General features: G+C 68.0%; 14 protein-coding genes. 4 read left to right on the top strand and 10 right to left on the bottom strand.

The features are described 5' to 3' along the window. Positions 1–3: 3 nt before the first annotated feature. From EF888_RS10185 to EF888_RS10155, 7 genes are all read right to left on the bottom strand, one after another. On the bottom strand, positions 4–603 hold the full coding sequence (locus EF888_RS10185) for a superoxide dismutase (RefSeq protein WP_109758899.1): 600 nt from the start codon (positions 601–603) through the stop codon (positions 4–6). Positions 604–670: 67 nt separating this feature from the next. Further along, the gene (locus EF888_RS10180; protein WP_109758898.1) at positions 671–1,318 is read right to left on the bottom strand and encodes a DUF924 family protein; all 648 of its coding nucleotides are present in this window, start codon (positions 1,316–1,318) and stop codon (positions 671–673) included. Between the two features lie 65 nt (positions 1,319–1,383). Next, the gene (locus EF888_RS10175) at positions 1,384–1,953 is read right to left on the bottom strand and encodes a sarcosine oxidase subunit gamma (protein WP_109758897.1); all 570 of its coding nucleotides are present in this window, start codon (positions 1,951–1,953) and stop codon (positions 1,384–1,386) included. Beyond that, positions 1,946–4,957 carry a sarcosine oxidase subunit alpha family protein gene (locus EF888_RS10170; RefSeq protein ID WP_109758896.1) on the bottom strand — a complete coding sequence of 1,004 codons (3,012 nt, stop codon included), beginning with the start codon at positions 4,955–4,957 and terminating at the stop codon, positions 1,946–1,948. The genes EF888_RS10175 and EF888_RS10170 overlap by 8 nt, the downstream gene beginning before the upstream one ends. Continuing rightward, entirely contained in the window at positions 4,954–5,283 is a 330-nt protein-coding gene (locus EF888_RS10165; protein ID WP_109758895.1) for a sarcosine oxidase subunit delta, read from the bottom strand. Before EF888_RS10165 ends, EF888_RS10170 begins: the two co-directional genes overlap by 4 nt. 111 nt (positions 5,284–5,394) lie before the next feature. Beyond that, positions 5,395–5,853 carry a hypothetical protein gene (locus tag EF888_RS10160; protein WP_206508485.1) on the bottom strand — a complete coding sequence of 153 codons (459 nt, stop codon included), beginning with the start codon at positions 5,851–5,853 and terminating at the stop codon, positions 5,395–5,397. Positions 5,854–5,980: 127 nt separating this feature from the next. Next, a complete protein-coding gene (locus EF888_RS10155) occupies positions 5,981–7,225 on the bottom strand; it encodes a sarcosine oxidase subunit beta family protein (protein ID WP_109759023.1) in 1,245 nt (414 codons plus the stop codon). Between the two features lie 173 nt (positions 7,226–7,398). Here EF888_RS10155 and ccmI point away from each other — a divergent pair, with 173 nt between their 5' ends. From ccmI to EF888_RS10140, 3 genes are read left to right on the top strand one after another with little or no spacing between them, the layout of a single operon-like run. Continuing rightward, the gene (gene ccmI / locus EF888_RS10150) at positions 7,399–8,604 is read left to right on the top strand and encodes a c-type cytochrome biogenesis protein CcmI (protein WP_109758894.1); all 1,206 of its coding nucleotides are present in this window, start codon (positions 7,399–7,401) and stop codon (positions 8,602–8,604) included. Continuing rightward, positions 8,601–9,074 (top strand): Holliday junction resolvase RuvX, encoded by a 474-nt coding sequence (gene ruvX, locus EF888_RS10145; RefSeq protein WP_109758893.1) that lies wholly within the window; start codon positions 8,601–8,603, stop codon positions 9,072–9,074. The genes ccmI and ruvX overlap by 4 nt, the downstream gene beginning before the upstream one ends. Beyond that, positions 9,071–9,292, top strand: a complete 222-nt coding sequence (locus EF888_RS10140; RefSeq protein ID WP_109758892.1) for a DUF1289 domain-containing protein — start codon at positions 9,071–9,073, stop codon at positions 9,290–9,292. Before ruvX ends, EF888_RS10140 begins: the two co-directional genes overlap by 4 nt. Before the next feature lie 26 nt (positions 9,293–9,318). On the opposite strand, the gene EF888_RS10135 is transcribed toward EF888_RS10140, so the two are convergent. Together EF888_RS10135 and mutL are read right to left on the bottom strand one after the other, a co-directional pair. Further along, positions 9,319–10,491 carry a DNA recombination protein RmuC gene (locus tag EF888_RS10135; RefSeq protein WP_109758891.1) on the bottom strand — a complete coding sequence of 391 codons (1,173 nt, stop codon included), beginning with the start codon at positions 10,489–10,491 and terminating at the stop codon, positions 9,319–9,321. Beyond that, positions 10,488–12,302 (bottom strand): DNA mismatch repair endonuclease MutL, encoded by a 1,815-nt coding sequence (gene mutL / locus EF888_RS10130; RefSeq protein ID WP_109758890.1) that lies wholly within the window; start codon positions 12,300–12,302, stop codon positions 10,488–10,490. Before mutL ends, EF888_RS10135 begins: the two co-directional genes overlap by 4 nt. Before the next feature lie 142 nt (positions 12,303–12,444). Here mutL and EF888_RS10125 point away from each other — a divergent pair, with 142 nt between their 5' ends. Continuing rightward, on the top strand, positions 12,445–13,188 hold the full coding sequence (locus EF888_RS10125) for a YebC/PmpR family DNA-binding transcriptional regulator (RefSeq protein WP_109758889.1): 744 nt from the start codon (positions 12,445–12,447) through the stop codon (positions 13,186–13,188). A 48-nt stretch (positions 13,189–13,236) separates the two neighbouring features. On the opposite strand, the gene EF888_RS10120 is transcribed toward EF888_RS10125, so the two are convergent. After that, positions 13,237–16,185 (bottom strand): methyl-accepting chemotaxis protein, encoded by a 2,949-nt coding sequence (locus EF888_RS10120; RefSeq protein WP_109758888.1) that lies wholly within the window; start codon positions 16,183–16,185, stop codon positions 13,237–13,239. Between the last annotated feature and the right edge of the window lie 67 nt (positions 16,186–16,252).

Below are 16,252 nucleotides of genomic sequence, written 5' to 3'. Positions count from 1 at the left end.
CGCTCACATGCGCGAGGCGACATTCTCCCAGTTGACCAGCTTGCCGAGGAAGTTCTCGAGGTAAGCCGGGCGTTTGTTGCGGAAATCGATGTAGTAGCTGTGCTCCCACACGTCGCAGCCCAGAAGGGCCGTCTGCCCGAAGCACACCGGGTTCACGCCGTTCTCGGTTTTCGTGACCTTCAGCCCGCCGTCGCTGTCCTTGACGAGCCAGGCCCAGCCCGAGCCGAATTGCCCCGCACCCGCTTCCGAAAACTTCTTCTTGAAGTCGTCGACCGAGCCGAAGCTGTCCTTCAGCGCGCTTTCGACCTCGGAGGGCATCTTGCTCTCGTCCGGGGTCATCATCTCCCAGAACTGGTTGTGGTTCCAGAGCTGGCTGATGTTGTTGAAGATGCCCGACTGGGCCACGGCGCCCTTGTCGTAGGTGCCCTTGATGATCTCTTCGAGCGACTTGTTCTCCCACTCGGTGCCCGCGATCAGCTTGTTGCCGTTGTCGACGTAGGCCTTGTGGTGAATGTCGTGGTGATACTCGAGCGTCTCCTTCGACATGCCCTTCGAAGCGAGGGCGTCGTGGGAATACGGAAGGTCGGGAAGGTCGAAAGCCATTTGGGGCCCCTCTCTGTTGCAGTTGTTTGCGCCTTACCTGTGGCGGTTCAGACCTCGGGTCAAGGGCTCACACCTCGGCGGCTTCTCCGGCGACCTTCCTGACATGAGGAAAGTCTCCGGTGGCGATATAGGCCTCTTCCTCGGGGGTCGACAGCCGCCCGAGGACGGCGTTGCGGTGCGGATGCCGTCCGAAACGCTCGATGATGCCGGTGACCCGCGCGGTCTGGCTGCGGAACCTTTCTGCCATCTCCAGCAGAGGCTCCTTCAGACGCGAGGCGACGCGGTCGGTCAAGATCCCAAGCATCCGCATCCGTTCGAGGTGATCCGGCCCCTCGCAATGGCTGATCGAGATGACGAAGAAGGTCTGCTCCCAGGGCGCCAGCCCGTCGAACGCGCCGTTCGCCACGCCCTCGAGCGCCAGCCGGCATGCCTTGATGTCCTGAGCGAAAGCCCCCGGCGTGTCGCGCCAGAGCGAGCGCGGGAACTGATCGAGGGCGATCAGAAGCGCCAGCCGGCCGCGCGGCGTCTCGGCCCAGTGATCCAGTTGTCCCCGCGCCGCGGCTTCGGTCAGCCCCGCGAAGCGCTCGCAGATCACGGCGTCCATCCCGCCTTGCATCCGCTCGTCCCAGAAGCGCGCGTGCGCCTCTCGGTCAAGCCAGTGTCCATTATCCGGGAACCAGAGGTCCAGCACCTCCTCGGCTCGGTGGTCCGTCATTGCGCCGCCCCCCATGCTGCAAAGGTGAGCTTACGTCACCAGTGGTCTGCAGGACAAAGGAAAACTCAAAAGTGCCCGACGTCGCTTCCCGGCGCTGCGGCATTCGACAGAAGCGCGAAGGCGTAGTCGGCGACCGATCGGAAGCAGATCAGCATCGCCTCGCCCTCGGCCGGAAACCAGAAGGCGGCGGCCACCTGCCCCAGCCTCGTGCGGCGGACCCGCCCGACCGGAAATGCCGAAGCGCGCAGATCGGCGGGCGAGAGCTTCGCCAGCACCTCGCGCACAAGCGCATCCCGGCCCGTGAGCCGAATGACGATCCGGGCCTGCGAAACGTCGGCCACCAGCGCGTGGCTTCCGTCAAGCGCGCGAGCGAGCGCCGAGGCCTTCTGCGCCGCTTCGTCGGCCGCGCAAAGGATCAGCGCCTCGTCCGGCGACATCCAGAGCGTGCCGCCATCGTCCGACCAGGTCAGCCCGCCCGCCTCGGGCAGATCCGACCCTGCCGCGGCCAGTGCGGCGCGCACGGTTTCGTCCGCCAGATCGGCCCGCACCGTCACCATCCCGACGGGACCCGCGTCCTCCACCGTCACCATTCCGGTGAAGCTTCGTCCCCGCAGCGCCGTCACAGCGTCAGACATCCTGCTTCACTCCCTCGGGGTCGTAGAACACCGGGCTCACGATCCTGGCCTTGACCACGCCGCCGTCGATCTTCGCGAAATCCAGCACCTCTCCCATACGATCCGGCCCCCGCTCGACAAGGCCCATGGCGATGCCCCGCTTCAGCGTCGGCGAATGATAGGTCGAGGTTACGCGTCCCTGCGTCCGCCGCTGGCCATTCTCGTTCACGCCCTCGTCGACCGCATAGGCGCCCTCCGGCAGCACCGAGCCGTCGAGCGTGTGAAGCCCGACCAGCTTCCAACGCAACGGGTCCGTCATGTGGTCGCGTTCCTGCGCGCGCTTGCCCAGGAAGTCGTCCTTCTTCTTCGAGATCGCCCAATCAAGCCCAAGGTCCTGGGGGATCACCGTGCCGTCGGTCTCGTCACCGATCATGATGAAGCCCTTCTCGGCGCGCAGGACGTGCAGCGCCTCGGTGCCATAGGGTGTGATGCCGAAGGGGTCGCCCGCCTCCAGCAGCCGGTCCCAGAGCGCCGGCGCCTGTCCGGCCGGGACTTGGACCTCGTAGGACAACTCGCCCGAAAAGCTGATGCGGAACACCTTGACCGGGATGCCGCCAAGCGTCCCCGCCTTCCACTGCATGAACGGCAAGGCAGCCTTCGAGAGGTCCATGTCGCCGCCCACGGCCTCGAGCACGTCGCGCGCGCGCGGACCGACGACAGCGATCTGGCCGTATTGCTCGGTGACGTTCACGACCCAGACCTTCCAGTCCCACCACTCGGTCTGAAGCCATTCCTCCATGTGACCGTGGATGCGATCCGCGCCGCCCGTTGTCGTATGGCAAAGCCAGGTGTCGGCATCGAGCCGCGCCACCACGCCGTCGTCGATCAGGAAACCGTTCTCGCCGCACATCAGGCCATAGCGGCATTTCCCCGGCGCCAGCGTCGACATCATGTTGGTGTAAACCATGTCGAGGAAACGGCCCGCGTCCGGCCCTTTCACGAGGATCTTGCCAAGCGTCGAGGCATCGAGAAGGCCCGCCGATTGCCGTGCCGCCGTCACCTCGCGGGACACCGCGTCGTGGACGGACTCCCCGCCCTGCGGATAGGCATAGGGCCTGCGCCAGTGACCGACCGGTTCCCAATGCGCGCCGTTCTTCTCGTGCCAGTCGTGCATCGGCGTCCTGCGGATGGGCTGGAACAACTCGCCCCGCGCCTCGCCCGCGATGGCGCCCATGGTGATCGGCGTCCACGGGGGGCGGAACGTCGTCGTTCCGACCGAGGGAATGGGAACGCCAAGAGCGTGAGAAAGCACGGCCAGGCCGTTGATGTTGCTCAGCTTCCCCTGATCGGTCGCCATGCCGAGCGTGGTATAGCGCTTGGCGTGCTCGACGCTTTCGAAGCCCTCTCGCGCGGCAAGTTCGACGTCCGTGACCTTGACGTCGTTCTGGAAGTCGAGCCAGGCCTTCGCGCGCCGCTTGTAGGGAGCGTTCTCCGGCATGATCCACACCGGCACCATCATCTGGCGCACTTCCTCCTCGGCCTCGGGCGCGCGCCCCGTGGCGCGTCGGCCCGTCGCCTCGGCGGCGGCCTGCCCGGCGGCGAAGGCGTCGCGCAGGACAACCTGCGTCGTCACCGCCCCGTTCGCAGTGCCCGCGGCGCGGACGAAGACCTCGCCGTCGGCACCCCTCGGCGCCGCGTCGGGGTCGGGTCGGAACATGCATTCGTCGTCGTTCCACGCAAGCTTGCCGCCCGCGTGGCTCCACAGGTGGACGGCGGGCGACCAGCCGCCCGACATGGCGACGCAGTCCGCCGCGAAGTCCTCAGTCACCGTGCCATCGCCGGCCTGCTCGCAGGCATAGACTGTCTCGACGCGGCCCTTGCCCTCGACCATCGAGACGCCACGGCCGGTAAGAACCCTCAGCCCCGCGCGCCGCGCCTCCTCCGAGAGCGGACCCCGTGCGTCGGTTCTGGCATCGAGGATCGCGGGCACCTCGAGCCCCGCCGCCTTCAGCGCCAGGGCGGTCCGGTAGCCATCGTCGTTGTTCGTCACGACCACGGTCCGGCGTCCGGGGACAACGGCGTGGTTCACGACATAGTCCCGAACGGCGCTCGCCAGCATCACGCCCGGAAGATCGTTCCCGGCAAAGGCCAGCGGCCGTTCGATGGCGCCCGTTGCCACGACGATCTGCCGCGCCCGCACCTTCCACAGCCGGTGGCGCGGGATTGCCGTGTCGGGTGCGTGGTCCGTGAGACGTTCGTAGAGAAGCGCGTAGCCGTGGTCGTACACGCCCGCCCCCATGGTGCGCGTCCGCAGGCGCACGTTGGACATGGCGGAAAGGCGGTCGCGCATCTCGGCAATCCAGTCGGACGCCAGGGCGCCGTCGATCTCGCCGCCATCGACCGCAGCCCGTCCGCCCCAGTGCGCCGTCTCCTCGACCAGCATCACCTCGGCCCCGGCCGCCGCAGCGGCGAGCGTGGCCGTGAGGCCAGCAATTCCACCTCCGATCACAAGGACATCTAGGGCAATGTTGAAGTGCTCGTAACGGTCCGCGTCGCGCTTGCGCGGAGGTTGCCCCAGACCGGCCGATTGCCGGATCACCGGCTCGTAGACATGCTTCCAGAAGCCGCGCGGCCACATGAACATCTTGTAGTAGAACCCGGCCGGCAGGAACCGCGAGAGTCGCGCGTTGATGGCGCCCAGGTCGAACTCGAGGCTCGGCCAGTGGTTCTGGCTCTTCGCCTCCAGCCCGTCGAACAGCTCGGTCGTGGTCGCGCGCGCGTTCGGCTCGAAGGTCTTGCCCTCCCCGAGACCCATCAGCGCATTGGGCTCTTCGGGGCCATAGGCGACGACACCGCGCGGGCGATGATATTTGAACGACCGTCCCATCATCAGCTGGCCGTTCGCCAGAAGGGCCGAGGCGAGGGTGTCTCCGCGGAGACCCTTGAACGTCTTGCCGTTGAACGTGAAGCTCACAGGCACGTCGCGGTCGATCAGCCGACCGCCGGAGGGCAGTCTGTGGCTCACGCGAAGTCCCTCCAGGTCCAGCCGGGGTGCCTGGCCGTGATGCGGTCGCGAACCTCCTGCGGCGGCTCGGTGCTTTGCGCCTCGTAGGTCCCGAAGACCTCCATCGTGACCGTGTGCCGCGCGGCCAGGAACCACTTGCCGCAGCCATAGGCATGTCGCCAGCGCTCGAAATGGACACCCTTCGGGTTCTCGCGGTGGAACATGTAACCCTCGAACTCCGCATCCGAGGCACCGGGTCCGAAGCGCTTTAGGTGCGCTTCGCCACCCGCCGCAAGCTCGGTCTCGTCGCAGGGGATACCGCAATAGGGGCAGGTCAGGGTCAGCATGGCCTCTCCGTCTGAAACCTGATCGGGACGGATGGTCCACGCATGGAAAGGGCGGCGTCCGGAAGGACGCCGCCCAGTATGGGGCGCGAGCCCCGTGTCAGATCGCCCGGCTTAGTTGGCCGGAGCGGGAACGACCTCTGCGTCGTCAGCCGGAGCAGTCGTCTCGGCAGCGGGAGCGTCGGCGGCAGGAGCCTCGGCAGCAGGAGCGTCGACCGCGGGAGCGGTCGCTTCCGGAGCGGTTGCATCGGGAGCGGGGACGATCGCATCGGGGGCAGGCTCGATCGCGTCGTCAGCCGGAGCGATCGCATCCGGTGCCGGCGTAATCTCATCGCCTGCGGGCAGCGTGGCGTCGTCGACCGGGACGGCCGTATCGACGGTCGAGCCTTCAATGACCTCGTCATCCGCCGCGCCGCCGAAAAGGAACAACGCGCCCACGATGACGAGCAGCGCGATGATCGCGCCGACGATGAGACCCGACGAGCTGGAACGCTCGGTCTTGGTGTGGGACGTGCGTACCTCGCCGCGCGGCGGGGTCGTTGTGTTGTCGGTGCGGGTATAGGTGTCGGCCATGGTCGGCCCTCCTGTGTTTCTGTGAAGCAGTCTGACCTCACAACATGGAGAAACCGGTCCTGGTTCCGCTGCCGTCCCGCCGATGCGCGGAGGTCCGCGCATGCCTTGTATACAAGGCGCCGCGCCATCAGTGCGCCACTCCCGCCGCGACGCTCTCGTCGACGAACCGACCCTCTCGGAACCGTTCCAGCCCGAAAGCCGCACAAAGCGGGCTTTCACCCTTCGCCATCAGCTCCGCAAAGCCCCAGCCCGACCCCGGGATCGCCTTGAACCCGCCCGTGCCCCAGCCGCAGTTGATGAATATGCCTTCGACAGGCGTCTTCGACAGGATGGGCGAGCGGTCGCCCGTCATGTCCACGATCCCGCCCCATTGCCGCAGCATCTTCAGGCGCGAGATCATCGGGAAAGTCTCGATCAGCGCGCGGACGGTTTCTTCGATGTGATGGAAAGAGCCGCGTTGCGTGTAGTTGTTGTAGCCGTCGGCGCCGCCGCCGATCACCATCTCGCCCTTGTCGGACTGGCTCATGTAGCCGTGAACGGTGTTCGCCATGACGACCACGTCCATGCAGGGCTTGATCGGCTCGGACACGAGCGCCTGGAGCGCCACGCTCTCGATCGGCAGCCGGAACCCCGCCATTGCGGCCAGGTGCCCCGAATGCCCCGCGACCACGATCCCCAGCTTGCCGCAGCCGATGTCACCCCGCGTCGTCGTCACCCCGGTGACGCGACCGCCCTCTGTCGTGACCCCGGTCACCTCGCAGCGCTGGAGAATGTCCATTCCCATCTCGGAACACTTCCGCGCATAGCCCCAGGCAACCGCATCGTGCCGCGCCGTGCCGCCTCTCGGCTGCCAGAGCGCGCCGAGGACCGGGTAGCGCGGTCCACGCGTCTCGATGATCGGGCAAAGCTCCTTCACGCGCTCAGGTGTGATGAATTCGGTCTCGACGCCCTGCAGCGCATTGGCCTGCGCGGTGCGGCGATAGCCCCTGACCTCGTGCTCGGTCTGCGCCAGCATCATCACGCCGCGCGGGCTGAACATGACGTTGTAGTTCAGGTCCTGGCTCAGGTTCTCGTAGAGCGCGCGCGATTTCTCATAGATCGCGGCCGACGGGTCCTGGAGGTAGTTCGACCGTATGATCGTCGTGTTCCGCCCGGTGTTGCCACCGCCGAGCCAGCCTTTCTCGATCACGGCCACGTTGCGGATGCCGTGGTTCTTGCCGAGGTAATAGGCCGTGGCCAGCCCGTGCCCGCCCGCGCCGACGATCACGACGTCGTAACGCCGCTTCGGCTCGGGGCTGCGCCAGGCGCGCTGCCAGCCGGTGTGGTTCCGGAAGGCTTCGCGCGCGACGGCGAAGACGGAATAGCGGCTCATGGCTTCCCCATTCGACCGGGTTCGGACGATCCCCCGACTCTTCGTCGCAGGATTGACCAAGCGGCGTCCGCCGACAAGCGGAAGGACGACACCCCGTTTCGGCATGGCCCGGCAGGGGCCCTGCGGCGCTTCGACCCTTTCCGTCCGCGCGCGGTGCGATTAAGTCGGGAACCATGTTCTGGATCGTCGCAGGTCTGATCGTCGCGGCCGTCGCCGCAAGCCTCCTCGCGTCGCTGCGAGTGCGGGGCGCGGGGCTGTCGGGCGGGGCGTCCGACCTTGCCGTCTATCGCGACCAGCTCACCGAAATCGAGCGCGACCTGTCTCGTGGCGTCCTGCGTCCCGCCGAGGCCGAGGCCGCGCGGACCGAAGTGTCGCGCCGATTGCTGGACGCCGACGCCCGCGCGACGGCGGCGTCGGCCGCAAAGGACGGCGCGCGCCTGCCCGCCGCCCTTTTGATGATCGCAGTCCTTCTTCTGGGTGCGGGCGGGCTTTACGCCCTGATCGGCGCGCCGGGTACGCGCGACCTGCCGATGGAGGCGAGGCTCGCCGCCATTCAGGAAGCCGCCGCCGCGCGTCCGGGCCAGGCCGAGGCCGAGGCGCTGGCGGCCCCCACCCTGCCCGCGGCGCCGGAACCCGATGCGAATTTCCTCGATCTGATGGAGAAACTTCGCGCGGCATTGGAAACCAGGCCCAATGACGCGCAGGGCCTCGCCCTTCTCGCCCAGAACGAAGCGCGCCTCGGCAACTTCACCGCAGCGCGAGAGGCCCAGGAAAAGCTCATCGCCGCAAAGGGCGAGGATGCGACCGCCGACGACCTCTCGATGCTCGTGGACATGATGGTCTTCGCCGCCGGCGGCTATGTCTCGCCCGAGGCCGAGGCGCGCCTGCGACGCCTGACCGACCTCGATCCCGAGAACGGAGCGGGGCAGTATTACGCCGGGCTGATGCTGGCACAGAACGGACGGCCCGACCGCGCCTTCCCGATCTGGCGCCGCCTGCTCGAGACGGGGGCGCCCGATGCGCCCTGGGTGCCGGTCATCCGCGCCGAGATCGAAGGCCTCGCCGCCGCCGCCGGGGTCGACTATGCCGTGCCGGCCGAGCGGGGGCCGACCAGTGCCGATGTCGAAGCCGCCGCCGACATGACGGACGAGGACCGCCAAGCCATGATCGGGGGCATGGTCGAAGGACTGGCCGAGCGCCTTGCCACGCAGGGCGGCCCGCCTGAGGACTGGGCGCGGCTGATCGGCGCCCTCGCCGTCCTGGGCGAGAGCGAGCGGGCCAGCGCGATTGCGGTCGAGGCAAGGAACGCTTTTGCCGGAAACGACGAGGCGTTGGCGATCATCGCCGCCGCCGCCTCACGCGCCGGGGTGGCGGAATGATCGCCGCAAATATGGACGACTTTCGGGCCGCCCTGCCCGTCCACGGCCCTCTCGCGGGCCTCGACCTTGGCACCAAGACCATCGGCGTGGCGGTCTCGGACGGCTTCCGCAGCGTCGCGACGCCCCTGCGCACGGTGACGCGGACGAAATTCGGGCAGGACGCCGCCGCCCTCCTCGCCATCTGCGACGAGCGCATCATCGCCGGGCTTGTCCTGGGACTGCCTTTGAACATGGACGGAACCGAGGGGCCGCGCTGTCAGTCGACGCGCGCTTTCGCACGGAACCTCGAACGGCTGACCGCCCTGCCGATCGCCTTCTGGGACGAGCGTCTGTCGACCGTCGCGGCCGAGCGCGCGCTTCTCGAAGCCGATACCTCGCGCCGCCGCAGGGCCGAGGTCATCGACCACGTCGCGGCGTCCTACATCCTTCAAGGGGCGCTCGACCGCCTAAAGCACATGGGGGCCGCATGATCGAGACGCCTTGCGTGAACATCTGCGTCATTCACGCCGAGACCGGGCTTTGCCTCGGATGCCGCCGCTCGGGCGACGAGATCGCGGCCTGGAGTTCCATGAGCGACGAGTGGCGCCGCAACGTGATGGAGGAGTTGCCGTCACGCTCGGCGCATCCCGGCCGCCGCGGCGGCCGGTCGGGCCGGATGTCGCGCGCCGGACGCGGTCGCGAGGACTGAGGGCGCGGACCGGGGCTCTGCCCGCGTCAGGTCTCGCGTCGCTCGGTCAGCCGCACCACGGGCGCAGGTTCGGCGTCGCTTTCCTCGAAGTCGAAGTTGTCGAGCCGCGCCGCCCGCTTTCCCGCCCGCTCGGCCGCGACGGTGATCCCCTCGACGTCGCGGCGGGCCTGGTCGAAATGCGTCTCGAGCTTGCCCGCGCGTTCCAGCACGATCTCGACGTCGCGGTGAAGCTGCGCCAGGGCCTTGCGGATCTCGCCCGCCTGCTCGCGCATCCGGGCGTCCTTCAGGATCGCCCGCATGGTGTGGAGGGTCGCCATGCAGGTCGTGGGCGACACGATCCAGACGCGCGCGGCAAAGCCCTCGCGCACCACCTCGGGGAGGCGCGCATGCAGTTCTGCATAGATCGCCTCGGAGGGCAGGAACATCAGCGCCCCATCCGCCGTCTCGCCCTCGAGGATATAGCGGTCCGAAATCGCCTTGATGTGGACGCGCACCGCCTGTTTCAGCCCGCCGAGCGCGCGCTTGCGCTCCTCGTCCGTTCCTGCGGCGACGAGCGCCTCGTAGGCCTCGAGCGGAAACTTCGCGTCGACCACGATCGGTCCCGGCGGGTTCGGCAGGTGGATCAGGCAGTCCGCCCGCTTCCCGTTCGAGAGCGTCGCCTGCCAGGTATAGCTGTCGGTGGGCAATGCCTTCGACACGATGTCGCGGAGCTGGATCTCGCCGAAGGCGCCGCGGGTCTGCTTGTTCGACAGGATGTCCTGAAGCGACAGCACGTCGCCCGACAGCTTCTCGATGTTGGCCTGAGCCTTGTCGATGGTCTCGAGCCGCTGTTGAAGGTCGCCGAGCGACCGCGCCGTGCGCGTGGCCGAGCCTTGCAGGTTCTCGGTCATCTTCGAGGAGACCTCGGCCAGCCGCTGCTCCATCAGCCGCAGCATGTTCGCCTGGCTCGCCGCCTGCGCCTCGGAGACGTGGGTCAGGCCGCCGGACAGCCGGTTCTGCCCGTCCGACAGGGCCTCGACGCGCTGACCGAGCAGGCTGAGGTGGCCCGCGAGCGGCGCGATCATCTCGGCCGACCGCCCGGCGCGACGCACCGACATGACAAGGAGGATCAGGACCAGGAACACAAGCGCCCCCGCCGCCAGTGCAGCCTGCACGGTCGGGTCGTTGAGGTCGAGGGTTGTCTCGCCGAACCGGATCATCGCCGTCCGAACAGCCTTTCGATGTCGTGGAGCTTCAACTCCACATAGGTCGGCCGGCCGTGGTTGCACTGGCCGGACAGGGGCGTCGCTTCCATTTCGCGCAGGAGCGCGTTCATTTCCTCGACGCGCATCCGCCGCCCGGTTCGGACCGAGCCATGGCAGGCCACCCGGCTGAGGACGGCGTCGATGCGGGCCTTGAGCGCGGTCGACTGACCCAGATCCTGAAGCTCGTCGGCGATGTCGCGGACAAGGGCTGCCGCATCGCAGGCGCCGAGGATTGCGGGCGTCTCGCGCACCACGACGGCGCCGGGGCCGAAGGGCTCGACGATCAGGCCGAGTTTCGCCAGATCCTCCGCATGGGCGAGAAGTGCCCCCGCCGCCGCGCCGAGATCGACGATCTCGGGCACCAGAAGCGCCTGGCTGGCGACACCCGTGCCCTCCATCTGCGCCTTCAGGCGCTCGTAGACCAGGCGTTCATGCGCGGCATGGGCATCGACGAGGATCAGGCCGTCGCGGGTCTGCGCGAGGATGAAGTTCTCGTGGACCTGCGCCCGCGCCGCACCGAGCGGCTGGTCGAGGGGCGCGTCGTCCCCCGACGTCTCGGCGCGCGCCGACGCGGGAGCGAAGGGCACCGGAGCCTCGGCCATGTGCGTGCGCGGCAAGGGTGCAGGTCGCGAGGCGAAGTCCATCTGGTAGACGCGCGGACCTGCGTCGGACGGCGCGCGGAACGCGTCGAGCGTCGCCTCGGCCACGGTCGAGGACGCCCGGTGACCCGCTCCGGCAAGTGCGCGGCGCAGGCCCGAGACCACGAGGCCGCGGGCCGTGGCCGGGTCGCGGAACCGAACCTCGGACTTCGCAGGATGGACGTTCACGTCGACCATCGCGGGCTCGCAGTCGACGAAAAGCACGGCGGCCGGATGGCGGTCGCGGGACAGCACGTCCATGTATCCCGCCCGAAGCGCGCCGGTCAGAAGCTTGTCGCGCACCGGGCGGCCGTTGACGAAAAGATACTGGTGCACCGCCGACCCCCGCGACCATGTCGGCAGAGCGGCGAGGCCGGTCAGGTGCAGGCCCTCGCGCTCGGCGTCGACCGCGATGGCGTTCGCGGCGAAATCTGGGCCGAGGATCGCCGCCAGCCGCGCCGTCAGCGCATCGCGCGGATCGCCGGTTTCGGCCGCGACCGCGAAGACCTCACGCGGGGCGTCGGTGGCGTCGGAGAGGGAGAACCGGGCGTATGGCTCGGCCATGGCGAGGCGGCGCACGACATCGGTCACCGCCTGCATCTCGCCGCGTTCGGTGCGCAGGAACTTCAGGCGCGCGGGCGTGGCGTAGAAGAGATCGCGCAACTCGACCACCGTGCCGGGCCGCCCTGCGACGGGTCGAACCGGACCGGGCGCGCCGCCCTGCGCCTCGATCCGCGCGGCGTCGCAGCCCTCGGGGCGCGAGGTCACGCTGAGACGCCCCACGGCGGCAAGCGAGGCCAGCGCCTCGCCGCGGAAACCGAAGGTGTGGATGTTCAGAAGGTCGGACCCGTCGATCTTCGACGTCGCGTGGCGCGACAGGGCGAGCGGCAGATCCTCGGCCGCGATGCCCGAGCCGTCGTCGGCGACGCGGATCATCCGCCGCCCGCCGTCGGCGACCGTCACGTCGATCCGTCGCGCGCCCGCGTCGAGCGCGTTCTCGATCAGCTCCTTGACGGCAGAAGCCGGGCGCTCCACGACCTCGCCCGCCGCGATGCGGTTGATCGCAGCGTCGTCGAGCGGGCGAATCCGACCGGGCTCGATGCGTATCTTGGGGTCGGCTACGTGCATGACACTAGGGATAGCATCGCTTGAGTCGAGCGTCCATCGCGGAACGGCGCGGCCGGGCGGCTTGGGACGGCCTTGCAAAGACCGCAGGAAGCGGCCTATATCCGGGCCGAATTTCGAGGTGCGGCAAGGACGAGGGAACGCCATGGCAGGCCACAGCAAGTGGGCGAACATCCAGCATCGCAAGGGGCGCCAGGACAAGGCGCGCTCGAAGCTGTTCTCGAAGCTCGCCAAGGAGATCACGGTTGCCGCCAAGATGGGCGATCCCGACCCCGAGAAGAACCCGCGCCTGCGCCTCGCCGTGAAGGAAGCGCGCACGAGTTCGGTTCCGAAGGACGTGATCGAGCGCGCGATTTCAAAGTCGCAGGCCGGTGATGGCGACGATTACGAGGAGATCCGCTACGAGGGCTATGGTCCCGGCGGCGTCGCGGTCATCGTCGAGGCGATGACCGACAACCGCAACCGCACCGCCTCGGTCGTGCGCTCGACCTTCGGCAAGCACGGCGGCAACCTGGGCGAGACGGGCTCGGTCAGCTTCATGTTCGAGAAGAAGGGCGAAATCCTCTATCCCACCACTGCCGGCGACGAAGACACCGTGATGATGGCGGCGATCGAGGCCGGCGCCGAAGACGTCGAAAGCTCCGACGAGGGCCACGCGATCTATACCGCCGACACCGATCTCGCCGACGTCTCGGCGGCGCTCGAGGCGACACTTGGCGAGGCGGAATCCACCAAGCTCGTCTGGCGGCCGACCACGACCACCGAACTCGACCTCGAAGGCGCGCAGAAGCTCTTCCGGCTGATCGAGGTGCTCGAGGACGACGACGACGTGCAGCGGGTGACGGCGAACTTCGAAGTCTCGGACGATGTGATGGCGCAGCTCGACTGACGCCATCGCCCGCATGGGCTGCGGAGTAGTTCCGCAGCCATATGCGCGTCAGGCGGCGTTCAGTTCGCGCGAGGCGCTGCGGCCTATGTTGAAGCGTCGCGTCGTCGCGGTGAGGGCATTCGCTTCTTTCGCCAGGGCCTGAGCCGCGGCCGTCGATTCCTCGGCCATCGCGGCGTTGTGCTGGGTCGCTTCGTCCAGTTGCGAAAGGGCGGCGTTGATCTCGGTCAGGCCGTTCGACTGCTCGCCCGTCGCCTGCGCGATCTGCCCCACGTTGTCCGAGATCTGGAGGACGGAAGCCGCGATGCTTTCAAGTGCGCCACCCGCCTGGCCGACGAGGGACACGCCGCGGCGGACGTGATCGCGCGAGGCATTGATGAGACCCGTGATCTCGTTCGACGCCTCGAGACAGCGCTGCGCAAGGGCCCGCACCTCGGAGGCGACGACCGCGAAGCCGCGACCGGCCTCGCCCGCGCGTGCGGCCTCGACGCCCGCATTGAGCGCCAGGAGGTTGGTCTGGAAGGCGATCTGGTCGATCACCCCGATGATCTTCGACACCTCCTGCGAGGAGGACTCGATGGCGGTCATGGCCGAGGCGGCCTCGCGGACGATGCCGCCGCTTTGCTCGGCGTTCTGGCGGGCGTGGCGCGCGATGCGGGCCGCGGCTTCCGCGCCCGACGCCGAGGATGTGACGGAAGCGGTCAGCTCTTGCAGCGCCGCCGCGGTCTCTTCCAGCGTTGCGGCCTGGCTTTCGGTGCGGCGGGACAGCTCGGTCACCGACGAGTGGATGCCGGCCGCTTCGCCGTCGATGAGCTGTGCGGTGTCGACCACCGCCCCGAAGGCGTCGGACAGGCGCTTCACCGCGGTGTTGAGGTCGACGCGAAGCTGATCGAACTCGCTTGAGAAGGCGTCGTCGATCCTCGCCGTAAGATCGCCCTCGGACACGCGGGTCAGGGTGACGCTGAGCGCGTTCACGACGTCGGCCAGGTGCTGTTGCCGCTCGGCGCGGTCGCGTTCTGCCGCGTCGATTTCCAGCTGCGCCTCGGTGACGTCGACGCCGATGACCAGAAAGCCCGTCGTCTTCCAGTCCTGGTTGGGGACCGGGTTGAAACTGCCGTCGAGAACGCGGTCGCCGGTTCCGCCGATGATCTTGAACTGACCCGTCGTGCCCTCGCCCTGCACCGCCTGAGCCCAGATATCCGTATCGGGACTGTCGATGCTTTCGACAAGACCGCGGCCGGACGTGCCGATGAGATCGTCCCGCGACCGGCCAAGCATGGCGCAGAAGCGATCGTTCACGGCGCTGACCGTGCCGTCGAGGTCAAGCTCGAGCCGCGCCTGCTGGCGATCGATGGCGCGCACCAGCACTTCGGACGCCATCTGGAAGGTCTGGTTCTTCAGGTCGAGAACGTAGCCGATCGCGTTGCCGTCGCGGTCGTGGACGAGGTCGACCAGAAGGCCGACATAGCTTTTGCCGACCGACAGCTTCTTGCGAAGTGCCAGATTGCGGAAATCGGACATCTTTTCCCGGACCTCGAGCGGCAGGAAGGACATCTGCGTCAGGTTCATGCCGCACAGGTGGTCGAGGGTGATCTCGCCCTCGATCTCGAAGTCGCTCGCGTTTTCGTTGACGAGGCGGGAAAAGGCGGCGTTTGCGCCGACGACGTTCAGATCGAGGTCGGTCAAGAGCATCGGCCCGCCCGTCGCCTCGAAGGCCGCGCTTTTGAAGGCGGCGTCGCGCGCGCTCGCCTCCGCCTCGGCGAGGTCGGCGCGGAAGGCATCGACCGACTGCGCGATGGCGCCGATCTCATCGCCGCGCCCTGTCGCGGGGACAGGTGTCCCGAAATCCTTTTCGGCGATCCGGCGGACCGCGGTTCCCAGCGCCACCAGCGGGCGCGACAGGTTCCGCGAGACAAAGAGCGACGCGACGCCCGCGACCGCCAGAAGGATGAGGCTTCGCAGAAGAAGGCTCATCCGCAAGGCTCCCAGGGGCGCGAAGATCTCCTCGGACGACTGGAGCGTGAGCATCACCCAGTTCGTGCCGTGATAGGACACCGGCGCGTGGTAGGCCATCGTCGCGCCCGGGCCCTCGCCGTAGGTCGTCGTGCCCGTGGCCCCCGCGATTGCCGCGTCGAGCGCCGGGTTGCGAACCTCGCGCTTGAGGATGTCGTTGGTTTCGGTCCGGACGGAATCGGACCGCAGAAGCCCGTCGGGCCCGACCAGGAAGGAATCGCCCGTCTCGCCCAGGCCCGCACCGTGTCCCGAGGCGGCGGCGCTGATCTCGCCCACGGGCATCTGGAAGGCCACGACACCAACCCTTGCGCCGGTTTCGTCCGACACCGGACGCGCGATGAAGGCGGCCGGCAGCCCGTTGCTGGGCCCGTAGACGGCGAAGTCAGAGAAGACGACGGTCGCTTCCTCGGCGTCGAGCACGGCGCGATAGACCTGTCCCAGCCCGGTGTCGCGCAAGTCGCCGTCCAGCACGTTCGAGGCGAAGTCACGCTCCTTGAAGACCGAGTAGAGGACGTTGCCCTCGAGGTCGAAGAGGAAGACGTCGTAATAGCCTGCCGCGGTCATCAGAGTTTCGAAGATCGGGTGAAAGCGGCGGTGCGCGACGTCGTACAGCCGGCCGCCGGGCGATTCGATGAGGAGGTATCTCTGATCGGCGGGATAGGTGTTGTCGTCGATATCCTTCTGCAACTCGTCGCGGGGCGCGTCGAGAGCATCGAAGCCGGTGTGAAAGGCCCGGATGGCGAGGGCGGTCTGAAGATCGCCGGCGGCATGTTCGAGGTCCTCGTCGATCTTCAGCAGCAGTTCCTCGATCCGGTCCGAGTGCAGCGCGCCGATGGCCGTCAGCCGCGCCGTCGCCTCTGCTTCCAGCACCGAGCGCATCGAAAGGTACGACTGCACGCCCGACACGCCGATGGTCATGGCGACGAGAAGCCCTATGAGCACGGGAAGTTTCGCGCCGATCCCGACGCGATCGAGAAACGAGAACATGAGGTGTCCAATCCGCTTGAGGCCCGGCTCTCATAGAAGCCAAACCTGAACGGAGCGCTAATCCCTC

Source organism: Silicimonas algicola, assembly GCF_003970735.1.
In the GTDB taxonomy this organism is placed as follows: domain Bacteria; phylum Pseudomonadota; class Alphaproteobacteria; order Rhodobacterales; family Rhodobacteraceae; genus Silicimonas; species Silicimonas algicola.
Note: the sequence above shows the minus strand (reverse complement) of the source record. Positions and strands in the feature narration are given on the sequence as shown.